Source organism: Edaphobacter sp. (assembly GCF_028283685.1).
In the GTDB taxonomy this organism is placed as follows: Bacteria; Acidobacteriota; Terriglobia; order Terriglobales; family Acidobacteriaceae; genus Edaphobacter.
The window spans coordinates 246347-268412 of record NZ_JAPWKF010000007.1 but is presented as its reverse complement, the minus strand read 5'-3'; the positions used below and the strand labels follow the sequence as shown (position 1 = coordinate 268412).

General features: G+C 57.3%; 17 protein-coding genes. 11 read left to right on the top strand and 6 right to left on the bottom strand.

Features of this window, described 5'->3' with window-relative positions; translation table 11 throughout:
- The gene (locus tag PW789_RS11930; RefSeq protein WP_299376451.1) at nucleotides 1-1428 is read right to left on the bottom strand and encodes an MFS transporter; all 1428 of its coding nucleotides are present in this window, start codon (nucleotides 1426-1428) and stop codon (nucleotides 1-3) included.
- A 208-nt stretch (nucleotides 1429-1636) separates the two neighbouring features.
- Here PW789_RS11930 and PW789_RS11925 point away from each other — a divergent pair, with 208 nt between their 5' ends.
- The 9 genes from PW789_RS11925 (at nucleotide 1637) to PW789_RS11885 (ending at nucleotide 14623) form a co-directional block, all read left to right on the top strand.
- The gene (locus tag PW789_RS11925; protein WP_299376448.1) at nucleotides 1637-2926 is read left to right on the top strand and encodes an MFS transporter; all 1290 of its coding nucleotides are present in this window, start codon (nucleotides 1637-1639) and stop codon (nucleotides 2924-2926) included.
- A gap of 124 nt (nucleotides 2927-3050) precedes the next feature.
- Nucleotides 3051-4592, top strand: a complete 1542-nt coding sequence (locus PW789_RS11920) for a two-component regulator propeller domain-containing protein (RefSeq protein ID WP_299376446.1) — start codon at nucleotides 3051-3053, stop codon at nucleotides 4590-4592.
- Nucleotides 4589-5212: a response regulator transcription factor gene (locus PW789_RS11915; protein ID WP_299376444.1), complete on the top strand. Its 624-nt coding sequence runs from the start codon at nucleotides 4589-4591 to the stop codon at nucleotides 5210-5212. Before PW789_RS11920 ends, PW789_RS11915 begins: the two co-directional genes overlap by 4 nt.
- 241 nt (nucleotides 5213-5453) lie before the next feature.
- Entirely contained in the window at nucleotides 5454-8723 is a 3270-nt protein-coding gene (locus tag PW789_RS11910; protein WP_299376443.1) for a TonB-dependent receptor, read from the top strand.
- Nucleotides 8724-8828: 105 nt separating this feature from the next.
- Nucleotides 8829-9620 (top strand): RraA family protein, encoded by a 792-nt coding sequence (locus tag PW789_RS11905; protein ID WP_299376442.1) that lies wholly within the window; start codon nucleotides 8829-8831, stop codon nucleotides 9618-9620.
- A 132-nt stretch (nucleotides 9621-9752) separates the two neighbouring features.
- The gene (locus PW789_RS11900) at nucleotides 9753-10994 is read left to right on the top strand and encodes a selenocysteine synthase (RefSeq protein ID WP_367182546.1); all 1242 of its coding nucleotides are present in this window, start codon (nucleotides 9753-9755) and stop codon (nucleotides 10992-10994) included.
- 43 nt (nucleotides 10995-11037) lie between these two features.
- A complete protein-coding gene (locus PW789_RS11895; RefSeq protein WP_299376440.1) occupies nucleotides 11038-11535 on the top strand; it encodes a RidA family protein in 498 nt (165 codons plus the stop codon).
- 51 nt (nucleotides 11536-11586) lie between these two features.
- Nucleotides 11587-13203, top strand: coding sequence for a PLP-dependent transferase (locus tag PW789_RS11890; protein WP_299376439.1), 1617 nt, complete (start codon nucleotides 11587-11589; stop codon nucleotides 13201-13203).
- 49 nt (nucleotides 13204-13252) lie between these two features.
- Entirely contained in the window at nucleotides 13253-14623 is a 1371-nt protein-coding gene (locus PW789_RS11885; RefSeq protein WP_299376436.1) for an amidohydrolase/deacetylase family metallohydrolase, read from the top strand.
- 105 nt (nucleotides 14624-14728) lie between these two features.
- On the opposite strand, the gene PW789_RS11880 is transcribed toward PW789_RS11885, so the two are convergent.
- Entirely contained in the window at nucleotides 14729-15883 is a 1155-nt protein-coding gene (locus PW789_RS11880; protein ID WP_299376433.1) for a lactonase family protein, read from the bottom strand.
- A gap of 28 nt (nucleotides 15884-15911) precedes the next feature.
- Entirely contained in the window at nucleotides 15912-17030 is a 1119-nt protein-coding gene (locus PW789_RS11875) for a beta-propeller fold lactonase family protein (protein WP_299376430.1), read from the bottom strand.
- Between the two features lie 350 nt (nucleotides 17031-17380).
- On the opposite strand from PW789_RS11875, the gene PW789_RS11870 reads away from it, so the two are divergent.
- Nucleotides 17381-18136, top strand: coding sequence for a TIGR00266 family protein (locus tag PW789_RS11870; protein WP_299376427.1), 756 nt, complete (start codon nucleotides 17381-17383; stop codon nucleotides 18134-18136).
- A 4-nt stretch (nucleotides 18137-18140) separates the two neighbouring features.
- On the opposite strand, the gene PW789_RS11865 is transcribed toward PW789_RS11870, so the two are convergent.
- The gene (locus tag PW789_RS11865) at nucleotides 18141-18563 is read right to left on the bottom strand and encodes a MauE/DoxX family redox-associated membrane protein (RefSeq protein ID WP_299376424.1); all 423 of its coding nucleotides are present in this window, start codon (nucleotides 18561-18563) and stop codon (nucleotides 18141-18143) included.
- 84 nt (nucleotides 18564-18647) lie between these two features.
- Between PW789_RS11865 and PW789_RS11860 the strand changes: the two genes are divergently transcribed.
- Nucleotides 18648-19439 carry an ABC transporter ATP-binding protein gene (locus PW789_RS11860; protein WP_299376421.1) on the top strand — a complete coding sequence of 264 codons (792 nt, stop codon included), beginning with the start codon at nucleotides 18648-18650 and terminating at the stop codon, nucleotides 19437-19439.
- Between the two features lie 12 nt (nucleotides 19440-19451).
- Here PW789_RS11860 and cydB read toward each other — a convergent pair whose 3' ends face one another.
- Complete coding sequence (gene cydB, locus PW789_RS11855) at nucleotides 19452-20498, bottom strand: cytochrome d ubiquinol oxidase subunit II (RefSeq protein WP_299376418.1); 1047 nt, start codon at nucleotides 20496-20498, stop codon at nucleotides 19452-19454.
- Between the two features lie 29 nt (nucleotides 20499-20527).
- Nucleotides 20528-21901 carry a cytochrome ubiquinol oxidase subunit I gene (locus tag PW789_RS11850; protein WP_299376415.1) on the bottom strand — a complete coding sequence of 458 codons (1374 nt, stop codon included), beginning with the start codon at nucleotides 21899-21901 and terminating at the stop codon, nucleotides 20528-20530.
- Nucleotides 21902-22066: the final 165 nt, after the last annotated feature.

Here is a 22066-nt window from a genome sequence, read left to right as displayed (position 1 = left end):
TCAGGCAGGATTGGTTTCGATCACGGGCTGCACGTGGCCGCTGGTGGCTGCGCCAGCGTCGTGCCTCAGGCTGAGGCTGTCGAAGACCGGGCCAAGGGAGAGTGCCGCTACGGCGAGAATGGCGTAGCGGAAGTCCGCAAGCTGCGGCATGGCGGCGGAATGGCCGCGTCCATGTGCGATTAAGCGCAGCGTGATTGCTCCTACGGCGACGCCCATGCCCATACTCAGCTGCATGATGGCGCTCAGGAAACCGTTGGCGCGGCTCATTTTGTTGGAGGGAATCTCGGAGTAGGCCAGAGTCGTCATGCAGGTGAACTCCAACGATCTGCAGGCACCGTGAAAGAAGAGAATGGATGCGATGAGAGCAGGAGGCGTGGATGGTCCCAGCGCGGCGCAGGCCACCATGGAGCCGGTAGTGATGAGCCCGTTCACGATCAGGAGCTGGCGGAAGCCGTAGCGTCGCAGAAGTTGAATGACGACGGACTTCATGCTCAGGTCGCCTGCAAAGAGAGCCAGAAGATAGAGGCCGGAGTGAAAGGCGCTCATGCCGAAGGCTATCTGGAACATCAGCGGCAGCAGGAAGGGAAGCACGGAGACGGAGATGCGGAACAGGCTTGCCCCGTAGACGGAGAGGGAATAGGACTTCAGCTTCATCGACTCCAGATCGATGAAGGAGGTCAATGGACGACGGCGTGCGCTGGCGATGGCAAGAAATCCGCTGAGCAGACTGAGGACGAAGATGATGGTGGGCGTCTGCCAGTGCTCGCCCTCACCGCCAAGCTTTTCCATGGCATAGACGGCACCGGAAGAGGCCACGCCACCCAGGGCAAAGGTGAGCCAGTCGAAGGGGTGAACCTCTTCAGCGCGGGTGTTTTCGATCCAGAGCATCGTCAGGACGAGGGCGACGATTCCGAGGGGAAGATTGAGGAAGAAGATCCAGTGCCAGGACCAGTAGGTGGTGATGAAGCCGCCAAGTGCGGGTCCGAGCACGAGCGCCGTCAGGCCGGGCCAACTGATGTAGGCAATGGCCTGTGCCAGCTGGTCCTTCGGCGTGTTGCGAAGCACGATGAGGCGGCCGACGGGGACCATCATCGCGCCGCCCACGCCCTGCAGGATGCGCATCAGGGTGAATTCTGTCAGTGTTTTGGAGACACCGCACAGAAGAGAGGCGATGGTGAAGGTAAGAACCGCTGCGCCGAAGACCGAGCGCGAGCCGAAGCGATCGGCGACCCAGCCGCTGATGGGGATGAAGACGGCAAGCGTCAACAGGTAGGCCGTCATGCCGATGTTGAGGCTAACGGCGCCGATGTGAAAGCTTCGCGCCATCTGCGGCAACGCCGTGGCGATAATCGTGCCGTCGAGATTCTCCATAAAGAATGCGCCCGCGATCAGGGATGTCACGTAAAGCGGGGAGCGATTCTTAGTCATAGAACAAGTTTACGAGATACGGAAGCCTGCAAAATGTCTTGGATATAGCCTCGTCGGCAATGTAATTACGGCATATGGCCCTTGCATCGCCTTCCATTAGGCCGATACCATCTAAGGCGATATCGAATCGTCCCGGATGATCTGGGGCAATCTCGCAAATTCTTGTAGAACTTGAGGCGGAGGCTCTCAGCCAGCCGCCAGGAGCATCATGTCAGACGAACGCCGTACGCGGATCCGCTTTTTTCTTGCCTTCTGGCTCTTTATTCTCAGCGGAGTCGCCTTTCTCGACAGGACGAATCTTTCGATTGCCGGACTCCAGATCAGTACCGAATATGGGCTTGGCAATCAGCGCCTCGGCTGGATCTTCAGCGCCTTTCTCATCGGTTATGCAGGTTTTCAGCTTCCTGCGGGATGGCTTGCAGCCCGTTATGGTCCGCGTCGTGTCCTGACACTCGGCGTGCTCTGGTGGGGCATTGCAACAGGATTGACGGCGCTTCTGCCGAGCGGAATTGCACATGCGGTTCTTCTGCTGGTGACGATCCGGTTCGCGCTGGGCGCGGGTGAAGCGGTGATCTATCCGGCGGCCAACCAGTTCGTCGCTCGCTGGGTGCCGCTCGAAGAGCGAGGCTTTATCAATGGGCTGATCTTTGCGGGCGTCGGAGCTGGTAGCGGCCTGACCCCCCCGCTTCTCACCTGGATTATCAGCACCCAGGGCTGGCGCGCCGCGTTCTGGTTCAGCGCTGTGATCGGCCTGATTGCGGGTGCAGTGTGGTGGTTTGCGGCACGCGATACTCCGGAAGAGCACCCGGCCGTTTCCCAATCGGAGCTGCGCGAGATCCGCGATGGCCTGAGCTATACGCCGGTGAACTCCAAGACAGCCGATGCCGCGCCTTCGATCTCGTTGCGGGCGATTCTGCGGCGTCGCGACCTTCCGGCGCTGATGTTCGGTTACTTCTCGTTTGGCTATGTCGCATGGATCTTCTTCAGCTGGTTTTTCCTCTACATGGCGCAGGTGCGCGGGTTCGATCTTAAGTCCAGTGCGCGCTATTCGATGTTGCCGTTCCTCTCGATGACAGTCTGCTGCCTGGTTGGTGGAGCTCTCAGCGATCGCCTCACAGCTCGTTACGGTCTTCGCGTTGGCCGCTGCGTTCTGGCGTCGGTCGCTCTGGCGTTCACGGGAGTGTTTCTTGTGCTTGGATCGCAGGTATCGAGTCCACAACTGGCCGGTGTCATCCTTGCTGGCGGCGCAGGTGCGCTCTATCTCTCTCAGAGCTCTTTCTGGTCGGTGTCGAACGACATCGCCGGACGCAGTTCGGGTGTGTTCTCCTCCATGGTGAACATGGGCGGACAGATCGGCGGCGCGGTCACTGCATCGCTGACCCCCTGGATTGCGCAGCGCTTTGGCTGGACGACGTCGTTTGCGTTGGCCGCGGCGTTCGCCGTCCTCGGAGCAATCTGCTGGCTTACGGTGCATCCGGAACGGCCGCTTGACGCTTAGCCTGCCCGCTTTTTTACAACGCGTGCCATTGCTTCCGTGGGGAAAATGTGGTGCGCTAGAGAAGTAGCCGGAAATTTCTTCGTCCCATAGCCTGTCGCGTGCGGGATGGAGGGCAGTATTCGTGATGATCAGCACGTTGAACTCGAGAAGGCGGGCCTGCTTCAATCAAAGATTGCGGCGTGCGATTGTGCCGCATGCGCTGGCTCTTGCGCTGTTTGCCTGCTGGAGCGTCGTCGGGACTTCGTCGGGACATGCGCAGCCACCTGAGATCGCTCCGTCGGGACAGCAGCCGTCGCAAGGGAACAACGTCCAGCGCCTGTACCACGATCGCCAGGGCGTTCTCTGGGTTGGCACACAGGACAGCATCGAACGTCTTACGCCGGAAGGGCAGGAGGCGTTGCCGGCGGTCGGTGGGGTCAGCCAGGAGATCGTCGCTCCCTTCGCCGAAGACGGCAGCGGCGGCATGTTTTTTGTCACCAGCGGCGGGCTATTTCTTTGGAGCAAGGGGTCAGTGCACCGAATCGTGCTTGAGCTGGCTAGCGGCGATGCCGCTGTCGCGATCTATCACGATCCGCAGCAGCGCATCTGGCTGGGGACACGCACCGGCGTCTATCAACTGAAACCGCGTAAGGACCCCCCGGCATCTTCTCCTGACGGGGTCGCTTATGATGCGGTTCTGCGTGCGAATGTGCATGGGGCTGTAACGGCCCTGACCGGCGATGCCGCAGGCAGCCTGTGGATCGGGACAAGTTCCGATGGCCTCTGGCGTCTGGATGCCAATGGTCTTGTGCGCGCCACGCGAGGCGATGTGGAGGCGCGTGGCATTGCGAATGAAGCTGGCGACGTCAATGCAGCTACCGCCCGGAAGAGCAAGAGCAGCTTCTACGAGATGTGGATCTTCTACGCGGTGCTCGCTATCGTTGGCGTGTTCGTCGCCGCGTATCTGCTGCGCAGGAGAATGCAGTTGATGACCGGGCGGCTGGGAATTGTTCTCGAGGAGAGAAACCGGATTGCCTCCGAATGCCATGACACGCTGATGGCTGGATTTGCTGCGATCTCATGGCAGTTGGAGGCCACGGCGAAGCTCTTCAAGGACAGTGGCTCGGAGGCAACGCCTGCGGCGAAGTCCTGCGACCTTGCCCGCAGCATGGTCTCGCACTGCCAGGCCGAGGCGCGACGAATCATCTGGGATCTGCGCGATACGGGAGAGGTAACGGATGTCCTCTCTCAGGCACTGTCGCGTGCACTGTCGGCGAGTCATCTGCAGGCTTCGATCGAGACGACGCTCGATGTAGAAGGCGATGAAGTTCATCTTGCTCCCGGATGTGTGCATCATCTCGTCTGCATTGGGCTGGAAGCTGTCTCCAATGCGATTCGTCATGCTCAGCCCTCACAGATCGTCGTCAATCTTCGTTACGATATCGATGCGCTCGCTCTTTCCATTCGCGATAACGGCAACGGATTTGTCCCTTCCATTCGCTCGGTTTCTCCTCGGGGACATTTTGGAATTCCTGTGATGGAAGAGCGCGCAAGAAAGCTGGGTGGCAGCTTTCGTATCCAGACAACAGTGGGCGGTGGCACGGAAGTGTTGGTCAAAGTAGCCTTCAATGCCATGCAGCAGCCCGTTAACCAACAGCATCATGTGATACGTTGGATCGGAATATGAAGCAAATTCGAGTCCTTCTGATCGAGGATCACTTTCTCGCTCGCGTCGCCCTCCATTCCGTGCTCTCCGGGCATCCACAGATCGAGATCGTTGGCGAAGCAGGCGATGGCGAGCTCGGGATCACGATGTTCCGTTCGCTGCGTCCCGACGTGGTGGTCCTTGATCTCAGGCTCCCCCGTATCAGCGGCTTTGATGTCATCGTCTCCCTGCGAAAAGAGTTTCCCTCGGTTCGTATCGTTGTGCTGTCCAACTACCAGGGCAGTGAGGATGTCTATCGCGCTGTTCGCAGTGGAGCGATGGCTTATCTGACCAAGGATGCCAGCGGGGAAGAACTCCTCAGCGCCATTCAGAGCGTAGATCGTGGGCTTCGATATCTTCCGCACGGCGCATTGGATCGCCTGGCGGAGCGCATGCCGTCGGTCGACCTTACTCCGCGCGAGACCGAAGTGCTTGCCTGCATTACGCAAGGTCGGAGCAATCGCGAGATCGCAGAAGATTTGAAGATCGCAGAGAAGACTGTGCGCATCCACGTGAGCTCTCTGCTGGAAAAAATGGGTGCGCGTGACCGCACGCAGGCAACTATTTACGCCTTGCAGCGCGGTTTAGTTCATCTCGATTAACTGGAAAAAGACTCAAAACAATAGGCTTTTCATGTAATTAAGGCATTTGGCCTAGGAAACATCCCACCATGCGTCCATTGACGGACGTGTTTCCGCGTAATGAAATCTTCGTTAAAGAAACAGTTTGATTAGCTCCACGGCATGATCACGTGCCACTAGGCCCAATCCGGTGGCCGCTTATTGCTCGATCTAAATGAGAAATATGAGCCTGCCCTAGCAGGTATTTTGAGGAGGAGTGTCAGTGAAACGATTTGTCTGTTGTCTCGTGTTGCTGTTTACGCCGCTATTGATGCGCGCGCAGGTTGCAAATAATACGTCGTTGGTCGGTACGGTCAGCGATCCCAGCGGCAGTGTCATCGCCGGTGCTCATGTTACCGGTGTCAACCGCGACACGAAGGTTGCCTACAGCGGAGATACGAACGCTCAGGGATATTACGCAATCCCTTTCGTAGCGCCCGGCACCTATAACGTCACCGTTGAGATGAATGGTTTCCGCAAGGTGACCAGCTCGGGCGTCGTTGTGCAGCTGAACTTTGCTGTTCGTACGGACTTCGCTCTTACACTTGGCTCGGACAACACCGAAATCACGGTCTCAGCTGCGACTCCTGCTCTGTCAACCGACGATGCGCTCGTCGGCGACACGCTAAGCACCCACACGGTTGAGAACCTGCCGATGAACACGCGCCGCGTGATGGATCTTGCCACGACCGCGTCGAACGTCATCCAGGGACCCAAGACCTCCTTCACGGGTACGCCTCCCGGAGCCAACTACATCGGCGCTGGTACGCGTGAGGTCACCAACTCGCTGACCCTCGACGGCATCACGATCATGAACTCGCTGATCTCGTCCTCGCCGGTCACTCCGAACCCCGATGCCGTTTCGGCCGTCCAGATTCAGAGCGGTAACTATACCGCTCAGTACGGCGCCTACATGGGCATCCACATCAACTCCGACACCAAGGCTGGTACGAACCAGCTGCACGGTACGGGTTACGACTACGTGCAGAATGACTTCTTCAACGCCAAGCCCTGGCTGGCAGCAGCTGGCTCGAAGACGGCGAAGATGCGCTTCAACCAGTTCGGTGGCGTGCTCAGCGGTCCAGTTGTGATTCCGCACCTCTACAATGGCCGCGACAAGACCTTCTTCATGGGATCGTATGAGGGCCTTCGTCAGTATCAGCAGAGCCTCAGCATCGGTTCGGTTCCGACTCTGAAGATGCGCACCGGTGATTTCTCAGAGCTTCTTCCCAGCACGCAGTTGTACAACCCTGCGAATCGTACTACGCCATACGTGAACAACCAGATTCCCGTCGACCCTGTTGCCGCGAAGCTGATGCAGTACTACCCCAATCCGACGAACAACGCCATCAGCAACAATTTCAACGGTTATGTTCCGGTCAGCCTGGTCCAGAACCAGACGCTGGATCGTGTCGACCACAACATCGGCGAGAATGTTCGTCTCTTCGGACGCTTCCTCTGGCAGAAGTTAACCTTCGTGCAGGGTAATGCTGTTCCCACCTCGAACGTTTACTCGCCAACGACCGACCGTAATGGCATGATCGGCTACACGCACATCATCACGCCGAACTTCATCAATGACCTTCGGGTTGGGTTCAACGTTCTCACCAGCAACGTCAACAATGGATTTGCGCAAGATGGCCTCAATAGTGCAGGTTCCGCACTGGGCATCCCTGGTTTCACCGCTGACGTCGACAACAACAACCCCGGTATTCCCACTGTCGCCGTTACAGGCTATCTCGGTCTAGGTTCGGCGGGTTCGAACTGGAAGCAGGATGACCGTACGGTCCATGCCTATGACCAGATCTCGTGGACTAAGGGCAAGCACAACATCATGGCCGGTGCTGATATCCGTCGCATGACCATCGGACGCGCGGCGCAGAACGATCCCCGCGGTAACTTCACCTTTAGCGGACGTTACACGACGCAGTGCGTTCCCGGAACTGACGCGACCTGCACCAACGCGGCCTCTGGCAATGCTCTGGCTGATATGGTCTCCGGTTATGCGTCCACCGTTACCACGCCCACCTTCCAGGTCAAGGGTTCGGTTGGAAGCTGGCGTAATGGTTACTTCGTCCAGGACAATTGGCAGGTTAGCCAGAAGCTGACTCTGCTCTATGGTGTCCGTTACGAGCAGCCCACCATCCCCTACTCGCTGAATGGATACGCGCGCATCCTCAACTCCAGCTTTACTGCTCTAATTCCCAACTCGACTGCCACCAGTGGTGCGGCTTTCACTCCCACGCCCGGCTTCCAGTTCACCGGCGCCAATAACAACCTGTGGGCTCCCCGTCTTGGTTTCGCTTACCGCGCAACCGATAAGATTGTGGTCCGCGGCGGCGGCGGTATCTACTACAACCCGAACCATCTGAACGCCTTCACGCTGGCTAGTGGTAACTATCCTCTGGCGAACAGCACTGTCTACAATGCGAACTCGTACTTCTCGGTCAACACGTTCTCGAACCCCAGCGGCGGCGTAGCCGGTGCAGGTGGGTGCAATCCGAGCGTTGCAGGAAGCTATTGCTCAGCGTTCACGGATGCTCCTCGCCTGCCGACTCCCCGTATGTATCAGTGGAACGTCGACACCGGTGTTGAACTCTGGAAGAACTCTGCCTTCGAGCTTCAGTACCTTGGTTCGAAGTCTGTAAACCTCGACTTCTCGTGGCAGCCTAATACTCCTGCCCCTGGAGCTGGCACGATCAACTCGCGCCGTCCGTACCAGAGCTTTGGTGCGATTCGTGAGATCTACAACGGCGGCTGGTCGACCTACAACGGCCTCACGGCGATTCTGCGTCAGCAGATGAACCACGGTCTCTCCATGAATCTGTCCTATACCTGGTCGCATAACATGGATACCTCGAACGATGCGAATGGTAGTGGATATCTGATGAATCCGTACAATATTCACGCCGACTACGGTAACTCCAACTGGGACATCCGTCACCGCTTTGTCGCGACAGTTCTCTATGAGCTGCCGAAGTTCGAGCGTGCCAACTACGCCGTCCGCACGGTCGTCGGCGGATGGCAGGCAAACATGATCCTGACGCTGCAGACTGGTATGCCGTACAACGTCGGTCTCTCGTCAGATATTGCTAACACGGGCACCAGCGGTATCCAGCGCCCCAACTTCGTTCACACCGGCACGAACACCTGCACCGCGGACTTCGTGGTGAAGAATGGAACCTCGGCAAGCTGCATCGACGCGACCGCTTTTGCGACGCCCGCGCAGTATACCTATGGCAATCTGCATCGCAATGATACGCATGGTCCAGGCCGTGAGTTGGTGAACTTCTCGATGTTCAAGAACTTCCCCATCTTCGATCGCATGACGTTCCAGATGCGTGCCGAGGCATTCAACCTGTTCAACCACGCCAACCCGAGCAATCCGAACTCCAGCGGCAATCCGCAGCTGGGAACGGCGACGTTCGGTACGATCACCAGCACGCAGACCGACCCACGCGTTCTGCAGCTGGCTGGAAAGATCAACTTCTAACCCTACTGAGGCCGCCGAATTATCCGGCGGCCTCGCTACTTTATCCTCACTTCAGATACCCTGACGTCGGCATTACTTTCCATCTGCCTGAGGAGTACCGGACCGTTGAAGCATTCCGTTCTGACATCGTTCTTTCGTTCGCGCGCCACGCGCATCTTTACCACCGCAGCTATCGTCTGCGGTTCACTATTTACAGCCAAACTTATCGTCCATGCTGATGCGGTGAAGACTGCGGCGGACTATAACGCAGATCCTGCCGCGATGCTGGATGCTTACCGCCATGTTGAGGCCGCTTCAGTCTCTGACGCCATGGAGCAGACCCTGCACGAGAAGCGTTATATGTCGCATCGGATGCAGGCGATCTTTCCCACGAAATTTGCAGGTACCGCGCTCACCGTCAAGCTGGTCAAGCAGGAGAATCACGATGCTGATGCTTTGGGGGGGATGCTCAAGGCGATCGATTCCGGTGGCCCTGGCTCCGTGTATGTGATGCAGGTCGAGGACGGTGCTGATATCGCTGGCATGGGCGGTCTCATGGGCACGGCGATGTTCTCCCGGGGCTTCGTAGGAGCTGTTGTTGATGGTGGCGTCCGCGACCTGCCGCAGTTGAAGAAGATTGGCTTTCCTGTTTATTCGACGGGGCCTGTGCCTTCTACCTCCGTGACGCATTATCGCTTCGGTGGCATGAATATTCCGGTCGACTGCGATGGCGTTCGCGTTAATCCGAACGATATTATCGTTGCCGATCAGGATGGTGTTGTTGTCGTTCCGCGCGATAAGGCAGCCGACATTCTCGTACTTGCGCAGAAGCTGGATAACAGCGAGCACTCGATGTATCCCTTCATCGAAAAGTTCCATTCGATCGAAGAGGCCGTTAAGCAGTTTGGCAGGATCTAGCAATCCTAAGCTTTTGCAAGGCCTTTCGATGAGAGGGCTCTGTGACCGTTTCTGAAGTGCATCAATGAAAGACAGGGGTAGAACGCAATGTCCAGCGGTACTGACAACTCTATTTTTAGCCGACGTAGTTTCTTGAAGGCATCGCAGGCCACGATGGCGCTGGTGGGCGCCGCTCCTTTAACTGCCGCTGTTGAAGCCGTCGCAGCTCCTGCAGCGCCAGCAGGACAGGATTACTACGACAAGCTTGGTGTTGAGAAGATCATCAACGCAGCAGGAACCTATACGACGCTAACCGCGGCTTGCATGCCTCCAGAGGTTCGTCGCGCGGTAGAAGTCGCTGCGATGCATCCGGTTCGGCTCCAGGAGCTGCAGGTGAAGTCCGGAGAGTACCTGGCGAAGAGGCTTCGGTGCGAGGGAGCTCTTGTCACTTCGGGAGCCTCGGGTGCCATTACTCTGGCGACGGCGGCTTGCATGGCAAATGCGAACGGCAACAAGCCCGGCGTACTTCCGCAGGATGCAGCCAGCCTCAAGAACGAGATCATTGTGCAGAAGTCGCATCGCTACAGCTATGACCATGCGATGATGCTTACCGGCGCGGTTATTCGTGAGGTGGTTACGCTGGATGACTACAAGCGCGCCTTCAGCGAAAAGACCATCATGACTAACTTCTTCAATGCAGCTGAGGAAGAGGACGGTCCACAGGCTGAGATCGGTCGTGAGCAATGGCTGGAGATCGCGCATCAGCACAACGTGCCTTGCCATGTTGATGCAGCTGCGGATATGCCGCCGGTCGAAAATCTCTGGAAGTACACGCAGATGGGCTTCGATCTCGTCTGTTTCTCAGGAGGCAAGGGAATTCGCGGCCCGCAGAATGCAGGCCTGTTGCTGGGCAAAAAGCACCTCACCGATCTTGCCTTGCGGAATACCAATCCTTATGGCGATGCAGTCGGTCGCGGTATGAAGGTAGCGAAGGAACAGATCGTCGGTATGGTGGCCGCAGTGGATTGGTTGCTGGATCAGAATGAGGAGTCCATGATCGCTGAGTACAGCCATCGCGCAAAGATCATCGGCGATGCCGTCAAAGGAGTTCCTTCCATGCAGATCAGCACGGTCACGCCAAAGATCGCGAATCATGTGCCGCATCTTCTGCTGAAGTTCGATCCTTCGACTGTGGGCATTACTGTGCCTGAGGTGCTGGAGAAGCTGCGTGCGCAGAAGCCTTCGATTGAGCTCAATCCAAACTCGGGGCACAAGCCGAATCAGGGCATTCCGTCCGATGCGAACACACTGGTTGTGGGCGTATGGATGCTACAGCCCGGTGAGGCAGAGATCGTTGGCCGCAGTCTTCATTCGGTTCTTACAAAGAAGGCGTAACTTAAACATTCGATTGACCATCACGCACAAGGAGCGAATATCCATGGAAAAGCAGTCAAGAAGAGGTCTTCTCAAGAGCGCAGCCAAGGCTGCCGTTGCTGTTACCGGTGGCGCCGCTATGGCGCAGACCGCGAACGCCCAGGTCTCCGGGAAGTTGGAGAAGAAGTCTGTTCCGCCGAAGACGCAGAACGACAAGGTGCCAACGACCACGGACAAGAAGCCTCTCTTTTCGAGCATCGTGACCTACGGCAACATGGTGTTTCTCGCCGGCGTTGGAGCTCACTTCCAGGGAACGATCGAAGAACACACCAAGCATGTGCTCGATGAGTTGGAGAAGAACCTCATCAAGGCCGGCTCGTCGATGCAGAAGGTTCTGAAGGTCAATGTTTACCTGAACGACCTGAAGGACTACCAGGCGATGAACTCGGTCTATGCTCAGGCAAACTGGGGCGATACTCCTCCGGTGCGCACGACGGTTTCTCCAGCGAACGGTATTCCCGGCAACTCGTTGGTCGAGATCGACTTGATCGCCTATATGTAATTGCTGCTCGATGTCATTGGATGAACAAACCTTACCTTGAAAGGCGGACACATGTCGCTCGTTCGTAAAGTGCGCGTCTCGCGACGCGATCTTCTGAAGCAGACCGGGGTGATCTCCGCTTTCGGTGCAGCGAGTGCTATCGCTCCCTCAGTTGCCAGCGCAACCATGCTGGCGGCTGAGGGAGGACAGCATAAGCTCCCGGATCATCAAGGAACGGCAGAAGACAATCTCTTCACCCGCATTGGTGTGCGCCCTATGATCAATGGTCGTGGGACGTTTACGATCATCAGTGGTTCGCGCTCCTTGCCTGAAGTGAAGCAGGCTATGTATGACGCCTCCTTCTACTTCGTTCATCTCGACGAGATGATGGACGGCATCGGAGCGCAATTGGGCAAGTTGATGGGCGCGGAGTGGGGAATTGCCACGACCGGCTGCGAGGCTGCCATCTGCCTGGCAACCGTGGCCTGCATGGTCGGCACGAATGTCGAGCAATCGCAGTCGCTGCCTTATATCAAGAAAAAAGACCAGGTCATCATCCCGAAGACATCCCGTAATCAGTACGACTTCGGCGTTCGTATGGTGGGCGCCGAGATCGTAGAGGTTGAGACGATCGATGAAGTGGCCGCGAAGATTTCGCCGCGTACCGCGATGATCTACATTATGTCGAATCCCGGCAATGCCTCCGGACCGATGAGTATCAAGAACATTTGCGCGGTCGCAAAACAGAAAGGCGTACCGGTCTTTGTCGACGCTGCAGCCGAAGAACCGATCAGCCCCAATATTCATATTCAGAACGGCGCTACGCTGGTCGGATACTCGGGCGGCAAGTGCCTGCGCGGACCGCAGTCGTCAGGCATCATGCTGGGGCAGAAGGATCTCTGTAAGGCTGCATACTTTCAGGCGGCTCCGCATCACAACTATGGCCGCGCGTTCAAGTGTTCCAAGGAAGAGGCGATGGGCATCCTCGCTGCTGTGCAGACGTGGTATAAACGCGATCATGCCGCGGAGCAGAAGATGTGGCGAGTGTGGCTGAAGACGATCGAAGATCGTATGAAGGGGTTGCCCTCGGTGACGTGCACTTATCACGAACCTGAGGACCTCTCCAACCATGCGCCGACGCTTGAGGTTGCATGGGATGCGAATGTCCTCAAGATCACCGGAACGGAGCTTTCGGCGCGTCTTTATGAGGGCACGCCTCGTATTGCAATTGGAGGAGCGCGTGGTAAGCGCCCTGAGATGATGCAAAGCAGCATCACCGTTATGCCTTACATGATGGACGCAGGTGATGAAAAGATCATCGCTGACACGGTCTACAAGGCACTCACAAACCCCGGCCATTATGAAAACCCTGTCATCCCGACCGGAACACCGGAGAAGGTGGAGGGAGACTGGGCCGTGACGATTCACTATCCGAGAGGGACCGGGGAGCAGAAATTTACTCTCCGTCAGAATGGCAACGATATTACCGGCAACCATATCGGTGAGATTTACAAGGCTCCAATGAAAGGTTCAATTCATGCCGATCAGCTGGAGCTGACGAGCGGTATGGCCGTCGGTGGAAATACAATCCACTGGACGTTCAAGGGGAAGGTCGAAGGCAATGAGGCCTCCGGCAGCGTTAATATGGGCGAGTATGGCGATGCCACCTGGAAGGCTATTCGCGCCTAGTTACGATCATCCTGGGTTTGCCAGTGATTTCACTATTCTTGAGGAGCATATGATTCAATCCTTCTACAAACGATCTGCGAAGAGCCTGGCGTGTTGCTGCGCGGTTCTTTCGCTTGCTGCTGCCTCGGTTCATGCTTATGCCCAGGCTCCGAACCTTGCCTACGATCTGATCCTGCAGAATGGCCATGTCATTGACGACAAAAACCACGTCGACACGGTGATGGACGTCGCGATCAAGGATGGCAAGATCGCCAAGGTTGCTCCTCATATCGCTTCCTCCGATGCGCTGAAGACCATCGATGTGAAGGGCCTCTATGTCACTCCGGGTCTGATCGACATCCACGTCCATGTCTACGCTGGAACTGGCGAGCGTAACTCCTACGCCGGCGATAACAGCCTTCCTCCTGATGGTTTTACCTTCCGTGTTGGCGTTACGACCGTCGTCGATGCCGGTTGCTCGGGCTGGCGCAACTTTGAAGACTTCAAGCAGCGGATTATCGATCGCTCGAAGACCCGCGTTCTTGCTCTGCTCAACATCGTCGGCTCCGGTATGCGTGGCGACAAGTACGAGAACAATCAACAAGACATGAGCGGAGAAGAGACTGCCAAGATGGCGTTGAAGTATCCTGACATCGTCGTAGGCATCAAGACGGCCCACTATGCCGGTCCTGAGTGGACGCCAGTTGACCAGGCAGTGATCGCCGGTACGAAGGCGAATATTCCGGTGATGGTCGACTTCGGAAGCAACTTCCCGCAGTCGCGTCCACTCTACGACCTGCTGACGAAGAAGTTGCGTCCCGGCGACATCTACACGCACATGTACTCTGGTCTGCGCAACGAGCAGGACCCTGAGACGAAGGGACCGAGCAAGGGGATGATCGAAGGTCGCAAGCGCGGCATCTGGTTTGATACAGGCACGGGCGGCGGCAGCTTCAAGTTCTCGCTCGCGATTCCAATGATCAAGGATGGCTTCATCCCCGACTCCATCTCGACCGATCTTCACATCGGTAGCATGAACAGCGCGACCAAGGACGAACTGAACGTTGCCAGCAAGATGATGGCGACCGGTCTCACGCTGCAGCAGGTCGTCGCCGAGATGACCTCTCATCCTGCTCGCGAGATCAAGCGCGAAGAGCTTGGCAACCTGTCTGTTGGTTCGGTTGCCGATGTTGCGGTACTTCGCCTGGAAGATGGACATTTCGGCTTCACCGATATGGTCAATGGCCGTCTGGATGGGACCAAGAAACTAACCGATGAGATCACAATCAAGGACGGCAAGATTGTCTATGATCTCAACGGGATGGAAGCCAGCAAGTGGGACGCTGCGCCTGAGCCAAACGACGCTTACGCCTACAAATGGACGAGCTTCGCACCGCGTCCGCATGTAAAGCCGGAGCCCAGCGACAACAACCGCCACTAATTGTGTTTCTAACGCAAACTACAAGAGGCCCGATGCATTGCATCGGGCCTCTTATTATTCATCAGGCAGAATGAGTGTAACTTCTCGTTCTGCGATGCCGCGAAGCTAGTAGAACACGATGCACTGTGGCCGTGACAGAGGGAAGTTCTTGCCCTCGTTCGCCAGCTTGCCCGTCTTTGCATCGCGCGCGAAGACGGATAAGTTGTCGCTCGCCTGGTTGGCAACCAGCAGCCATTTCCCCGTCGGATCCAGAGCAATGTGCCTCGGCGTTTTGCCGCCGCATGAAGTTCTCTCCATCAGTGTCAGTTTGCCATCGGTCGGCGAGATCGCGAACGACACCATGAAATCGTCCAGGCGGTTGGCGACATATAGAAAGCGGCCTGCCTTATCCATCACAAGATCGGAAGGAGCGGACGGACCCTGATGATCTTCCGGGACGGTCGAAATCAACTGGAGCGTTGTGAACTTGCCCTTCGTAGCATCCCAATTCAACGCATTGACCGTTGAACCCACTTCATTCGCGCAGTAGGCCCACTTCTTGTTTGGATGAAAGAGCAATGCCCGTGGCCCCGACCCCGGATCCGCCTTCCATGCGGGCGGATCCTGAGGCGTCAGCTTCGCGGTCGCTGCATCCAGGTGGTAGACGTGTATCTCGTCTAATCCGAGATCATTGACAAAGAGATATTTGTTGTCCGGAGAGACGGTCACGCGATGTCCACGGGGCCCCTTCTGCTGAGGTTTTGGACCACTTCCCGTGTACTGAAAGAACGAGACCGCATCGCTGATCTTGCCCGTCGCATCGACGGTAAACGAGGTAGCGCTGCCTCCGCCATAATTGGCTGCAAATACGCAACGTCCGGTATGGTCGACGCTCACATGGCATGTGCCGCCTCCCCCGGTAGCGACCTCATTGACCTTGGTTAGCTTGGCCGCCTTCCGATCGATGGTGTAGCTCGAGATAGCGCCGGAGCGTTTGTCCTCATAGCGATCGAGTTCGTTTGCGGCAAACAGCATCTTGCGATTGGGAGACAACGCGAGGAACGTCGGCATCTGAGCTTCAACGGCAAGGCCAACCTGCTTCAGTTCGCCTGCTGCCGAGTCGAAGCTGTAGGCATAGATGCCTTTGCTCTCTTCTTCCGTCTGGGTTCCTACAAAAAGCATATGCTCCTTGCCACTCTTCGCCAGCGCGGCTAACGGATGTGCTGCGACCACTGTGGCCGAAGACCCCTGAAGAAATCCACGCCTCGACATCTTTACCATCTTCACTCCTCGTTGCTGTACGAACTTGCTAGATATACATCACGGCCATGCTGCGCGGCGAATCCAAAGCCAGCAGCGTCCGGGGGGTGCTGATCTGTCCATTGGAAGGATTGAGCTGAGCGGCAGTGATCTCGTCACGCTCGCTGCTGATGGTAAGAATCGTCCCGTTGCCGGATAGGTTGAGTGCAGCAAGCCGTCCCAGCTCCGCCCCGTAGCTGCCAGCGTTACGAAGGCTGCCATCGGAGGCGACACGCCAGGAACGGATTCCGTTCTCTGTCCCATAGGAAAGCAGTAGCTTGTTGGATGGGTGCAACGTCAGAGCACGCGCCCCGTACGAGAGTTTTTGTTGGAGATCACGTATGTTGCCTGTCTCATGATCGTAGCCGTAGCGCTCGATCGAACCGTCGCGTGCAACATACAGAGCGCTCGCAGATTCGTGGAGCGCGACTTGGTGAAGCGAAGCCTCTCCGTCGATGGCGGTCTGCGCGTGCGGTATAAGCGAGGCATCCGCGGCAGCCAGGACACTCACGCGTCCGGTTCCGGCATCTGCGGTGATGGCGCGGCCCTTGCGATCAAAGATTGTCATCTGTGGCAGCGCGGCACGTCCGCTGGTATCACCCGTAACTTTGAAGATGCCGCTAACCCGACCGAGAGAGCCGTCCGCGGTGACGGGCAGAACGTTGTAAAGACCGCCGCCCTGGGATGTGACGAGCAGCCTGGTCCCGTCAGGGGAGAGCGCAGCGTGTCGCGGCATGGTCGCCGAGAGCGATAGTTCCTGCTGTCCAAGCATCGTTAGCTGTCCACTGCTACTGATTGCATAGGATTCAACGGTGCCGCGCGGAAGACCGCCGTGCTGGCTGATCGCATTGACCGCATAGAGCATCTTGTTGTCTGAAGAAAGAACGATGGATGCAGGATTACGGCTGGCGATGCGTTGAACTCGCTGCAGCCCGCCGTCCTTCACCGCAAGGACTTCAATGCCTTCAAAATCAGCCGACGAGCATCCGACATATACGAAGGAAGCGTCATGCAGTGCCTGTGTCTGCGAACCGAATAATTGCGTAGCTCCGAATGCCCGAGTACCGATCGCGGCGGTTCCCATTGTCTGGACAAATTCTCTGCGGCTCCAACCTTTCTTTCCGGTCATCGCTTTCTCGTCCTTTTCGCCCATGTGACATGCAGGGCATTCTGTTGTTCCTTTGGAATGATGATCGCACAGAGAGGGCATTCGATAACAGCGTGTTACTCGCTTAGGGCAAATGGCTTAGCTGGCATCTGGCGCTCGATTCCGGGCGAAAGAGCTGAAATGCCATCCTGTCTCAATCCCTAGTCTATCGACGGGAACACTAAGGGCGGTCAGAGGCGATCTGATGGGGAACCGGTGTGTCTGCAGGCGTTAGGATTGTGGTGAAGTATTTCAGACGAATAAGCTGTTTCTGCAGTATTGAAAATGACGAGAGAGGGAGCTGTCCTTCCTCGAACACGGGAGAATCGCTTATGCAGCATCGCATCGTCGGTACCACCATGCCTGTCCTCGAGTTCGCGCTCGACCATAATGATGCTGTCATCTCAGAAGCTGGTGAGTTGTCGTGGATGAGTCAGTCCATCCAGATGACGACGCATACCCAGCACGGCGGTGGTGGTGGTCTGCTTGGCGCGTTGAAGAGGGTCGCAGGCGGCGGCACGCTGTTTATGACGGAGTATCGCGCGTATGGGGCTCCGGGGACAGTGGCCTTCGCAGCGCGCGTTCCGGGGCACATCGTTCCCGTGGAAGTTGCGCCGGGGCATGAGTACATGGTGCATCGCCACGGATTTCTCTGCGCCACGGCCGGGATCAATCTCGGCGTGGGGTTTCAGCAGTCTCTTGGAGCTGGCATCTTCGGCGGCGATGGCTTTCTGCTGCAGAAAGTCTCCGGGCAGGGGATGACGTGGCTTGAGCTCTCAGGAGAGGTCATCGTCCGCGATCTGGCGCCAGGCGAGACCCTCCGCGTGCACCCAGGCCATGTAGGCGCCTTCCACGCGAATGTCTCGTTTCAGATCCAGCGCATTCCCGGTATTCGCAACCTGATCTTCGGCGGCGATGGCATCTTTCTGGCCTCTCTGACGGGACCTGGTCGTGTATGGCTGCAGACGCTGCCGATACAGAGGCTTGCGCACCAGCTGCAGGAGTACATGAAGGTTGAGCGTGTCGAGTCGAACACGGAGGCTGGTGTGCTCGGAGGGATCGTCGGCTCGGTACTTAAGGGGATGTAGGCGATCAGGCTTTGTTGGCGCAGCCGTCGAGCGACCACGCGTTGTGACGACGACTGAAGAGCAGCGCCGAAAACACAATCGCATACAGAAGCTGTGTGCCGGCCGCGGTCCAATCCTGTACCAGCGATGAACCGAAGGTAAGCACCATCATCAGCAGAGACGCCGCAATGAGCGCCCATCGTGTCTTCAGCCCGATCAACAGCAGAAGTCCGATCAGGCCTTCGACCGCGGGCAGAATCATGCCGAAGACGTGAATCAGCGCAGGTGGCAATGGAGAATGCGCAAACTGCGTCGCAAGGTGTGTGGCGAAGACATCCGGCCCGGCGAGCAGGCGGCTGACGCCATGCATCAGCAGATTGATGCCTACAAGCGCACGCAGCAGAGCGTAGGCGATCTTCTCATCACTGTTCGAGGGGTTGAATATCATGTGGCCTCCAGATCACGCTAATGTCGTTATTGATTCGATGCATATCGGTTCTTGACGTCACACCGTATCGATATCCTTGATCGTATGTCGTCTCAATTGAAAGAGCCTTTTCTGCATCTTGCCCACGTGAATGTCGCTCGTGGAGAGAATGTTGTTCTCTACGACGTGAATCTTTCCGTCAATGCTGGCGAGCATATTGCGATTCTCGGTCCCAACGGCTGCGGGAAGTCAACGCTGATCAAGACCATTACCTGCGAGTGCTACCCCATCGCGGAAGAAGGAACCAGGGTCAGCATCTTCGGCCGTGATCGCTGGGATTTGACCGAGTTGAAGAAGAGGCTTGGTGTTGTGTCCGCAGAGCTTCCCGGTAAGCCGACACTGACGACGTCCGGGCGCGATGCCGTGATCACAGGTTTCTTCTCCGCGTCGACGCTATGGCCGAATCTAACCGTTACGGACGAGATGCGTGATCGAGCCGATGAGGTTCTCAAGCTGATCGACGCCGAGTCGTTGCGAGACAAGCTTGTCGGTCATATGTCGGCCGGCCAGCAGCGCCGTATTATGATCGGCCGTGCGCTCGTCGCCTCGTCGCAGATGCTATTGCTCGATGAGCCGTCGAATGCGCTGGATATTTCCGCACAGCGCGAGCTGCGCAGCCTTCTCCGAAAACTGGCGCAGCAGGGAACTGGAATCATCCTCATCACGCACCAGGTCTCCGACATCATTCCGGAGATCGACCGCATCCTGATGATGAAGGACGGACGAATCGTAGGAGATGGCCCGCGCAGTGAATTGTTTACCGCAGCGAGGCTAAGCGACCTCTTTCGGACCGAGGTTCACCTGGTTGAGAAGGAGGGCTACTATCACTCCTGGTAACCGCCTTGTGGCCTAATGCCCGTAACCAGCAGCATGCTCGGGCACTTTGCCACGGAAGAGCCAATAGACGGTGATGGTATAGATAATGGCCAGCGTAATGCCGAAGCTCCACCATACCAGCCCAACGTGAAGCGTATGTGGTCCTGACAGGGCGCGGTCGATGGTGATGTCGTGCCCGGCAGTGCCGACGGAAGGCAGGACCACAGGGTATAAGCCTGCAGCGGCGCCTACCAGCATCGCGGCGAGGTACAGGCAAGAGCCGAGGAATGCTCGCCACTCCCAGCCTCGCGCCAGTGAAACGGCAATGATGGCAATGCCTGTGATGACTGCCGCTGGAGCAAGCCATGCGACGCCGTGTTGGCGGTAATGAGCCAGTGACTCTGGCCGTGCAATGATCGTCGCCGGCACGCTGGCAAGCGTTACGGCAAGAACAATAGGCCATAGTTTCTTGGCCCATGCTGTCGTGCGGGCGTTTAAGTCTCCCGACGTCTTCAGGGAGAGATAGAGCAGACCGTGCTGCGCGAGAGCGAGCAGGGCCAGTATGCCACCGATGACGGTGTACCAATCGAGGATGCCGGGGTTGGGGCCGGTTCTCCAGTTCGTCCATAGCGGCAGGAAGAAGTAGTCGTCAGCGCCGATAGGAACGCCGCGAACGACGTTGGCCAGCGCGGCTCCAAAGAAGATGGCGAGGATGGCGCTGGAGAGAGCAAAACTGGTATCGAAGAGACTGGCAAACACCTTGTCATGCGTATGTGCGCGAAGCTCGATGCTGAGGCCGCGCAGGATGAGCAGCCACAGCACGATGGTGAGGGGCAGGTAGAAGCCGCTGAACGATGAGGCGTAGAGAAGCGGGAAGGCAAAGAAGAGCGTGCCGCCGCCCGCGATCAGCCAGACCTCGTTGCCGTCCCAGACCGGGCCGATGGCGTGCATCGCTTTGCGGCGGTCCTGCTCAGTGCGAGCCACCAGCAGATAGACGATGCCGACGCCGAGGTCAAAGCCATCGAGCACGGTATAGACCGTGAGCATGAAGGCGACGATCCAGAACCAGAGTGTTCCCATACTCTCTCCTTGCGTCTTGATCGAATTCGTTATGCGGTGGTCAGTGTGTGTCCGTCGTGACCGGCATCAACCACCGGAGCGTGCGGCCCTTTTTGAATCGCAGTGTAGACCATCACGATCCATAGGATGGAGAGCACGCTGTACATGCCAAGGAAGCCCAGCAGGGTAAACAGGCTGGTCCCCGCGCCGACATGCTTGGAGTAGCCTTCGGAGGTTCGCAGCAGACCGTAGACCAGCCATGGCTGACGTCCAAGCTCTGCAGTCATCCATCCCGCGGTATTGGCGATATAGGGCAGTGGGAAGCTGAGCATCAGAGGCCACAGAACCCAGCGGGTAGAGTAGAGTGTTCCGCGCCACATCAGGAAGGCCGCGATTGCCATCAGAGAGACGAAGTAGGTCCCGAGGCCGGCCATGATGTGGTAGCTGTAAAACAAGAGTGGCAACGCGCCGGGCCAGTCGTTTTTAGGAAATTGGTCAAGGCCCTTCACCTCAGCCTTGGTTGTGCCGTAGATGAGGAAGCTGAGAACCTTGTTGACCACGAGCGGATTGTCGATGGTCTGATTCTCAACGTCTGGCTGCCCCATCAGAACCATCGGCGCGCCGGCTTCGGAATGGAACAGGCCCTCCATGCCAGCCACGGCAATGGGTTGATGCTTTGCCATGTACTTGCCGTGCATATCGCCGGTGGGGAAGATCTGCGTGATGCAGGAGATCACTCCCGCAATGACGCCGACCTTGACGTAGATGCGGCCGTATTCGGTATGCCTGTTCTGCAGAAGATAAAGCGCGCCGGTCGCTGCGACGACGAAAGCTCCCGTGATGACGGCCCCGGACATGTTGTGCGCATACTGAATCCACGCCCAGGGATTCATCAGCAACCCCCAGAAGCTGGTGACCTCGTAGACTCCATTGGGCAGCAACTTATAGGCCACGGGATGCTGCATCCACGCGTCTGTGACGATGATGAAGAAGCCTGAGATCCACGAGCCGACGAAGACCATGAATGCGGCGAACCAATGCAGCGGACGGGAGATGCGCTTCTCGCCGAAGAGAAGCAGGCCGAGAAAGGCTGACTCGAGGAAGAAGGAGAAGACGCCCTCCATCGCCAGCGGCTGGCCGATCACGCCTCCTGTGCGGCGAGAGAACTCCGACCAGTTCGTGCCGAACTGGAACTCCATGGGGATGCCGGTGACGACGCCCAGGACAAAGTTCACCGCGAAGATGCGTGCCCAGAATCTTGCCGCGACATCATAGCGTTCGCGTTTCTCTTCGTCACTGGTGCGGAGGGCTACAGTCTTCATCACTACAATCAACAACGCTAGTCCCATGGTGAGCTGCGGGAACAGGTAGTGATAGGTGATGGTGAAGGCGAAGTGAATGCGGTGCAGCGTTAGTGCGTCCATCAGGAGGTTCGCTCCCTTCTACGACATACACAGTATGAGGCGAAACGTGGAAATAAGGAGCAACGAGCAAGACTTACAGCGCGATTAGCGTAGCCTCAGTTCTTTTAGCTTGCGATCTTCGCACAAAAGGGAAGGCCCTGAAGAATCTTCCTTCAGGGCCCTCTT

What these genes read in the sequence shown, in the direction of transcription:
- PW789_RS11930 (WP_299376451.1), bottom strand. Translation starts at nt 1,428, where the DNA reads ATGACTAAGAATCGCTCCCCGCTTTACGTGACATCCCTGATCGCGGGC.
- PW789_RS11925 (WP_299376448.1), top strand. Translation starts at nt 1,637, where the DNA reads ATGTCAGACGAACGCCGTACGCGGATCCGCTTTTTTCTTGCCTTCTGG.
- PW789_RS11920 (WP_299376446.1), top strand. Translation starts at nt 3,051, where the DNA reads ATGATCAGCACGTTGAACTCGAGAAGGCGGGCCTGCTTCAATCAAAGA.
- PW789_RS11915 (WP_299376444.1), top strand. Translation starts at nt 4,589, where the DNA reads ATGAAGCAAATTCGAGTCCTTCTGATCGAGGATCACTTTCTCGCTCGC.
- PW789_RS11895 (WP_299376440.1), top strand. Translation starts at nt 11,038, where the DNA reads ATGGAAAAGCAGTCAAGAAGAGGTCTTCTCAAGAGCGCAGCCAAGGCT.
- PW789_RS11890 (WP_299376439.1), top strand. Translation starts at nt 11,587, where the DNA reads ATGTCGCTCGTTCGTAAAGTGCGCGTCTCGCGACGCGATCTTCTGAAG.
- PW789_RS11885 (WP_299376436.1), top strand. Translation starts at nt 13,253, where the DNA reads ATGATTCAATCCTTCTACAAACGATCTGCGAAGAGCCTGGCGTGTTGC.
- PW789_RS11880 (WP_299376433.1), bottom strand. Translation starts at nt 15,883, where the DNA reads ATGGTAAAGATGTCGAGGCGTGGATTTCTTCAGGGGTCTTCGGCCACA.
- PW789_RS11875 (WP_299376430.1), bottom strand. Translation starts at nt 17,030, where the DNA reads ATGACCGGAAAGAAAGGTTGGAGCCGCAGAGAATTTGTCCAGACAATG.
- PW789_RS11870 (WP_299376427.1), top strand. Translation starts at nt 17,381, where the DNA reads ATGCAGCATCGCATCGTCGGTACCACCATGCCTGTCCTCGAGTTCGCG.
- PW789_RS11865 (WP_299376424.1), bottom strand. Translation starts at nt 18,563, where the DNA reads ATGATATTCAACCCCTCGAACAGTGATGAGAAGATCGCCTACGCTCTG.
- PW789_RS11860 (WP_299376421.1), top strand. Translation starts at nt 18,648, where the DNA reads ATGTCGTCTCAATTGAAAGAGCCTTTTCTGCATCTTGCCCACGTGAAT.
- cydB (WP_299376418.1), bottom strand. Translation starts at nt 20,498, where the DNA reads ATGGGAACACTCTGGTTCTGGATCGTCGCCTTCATGCTCACGGTCTAT.
- PW789_RS11850 (WP_299376415.1), bottom strand. Translation starts at nt 21,901, where the DNA reads ATGGACGCACTAACGCTGCACCGCATTCACTTCGCCTTCACCATCACC.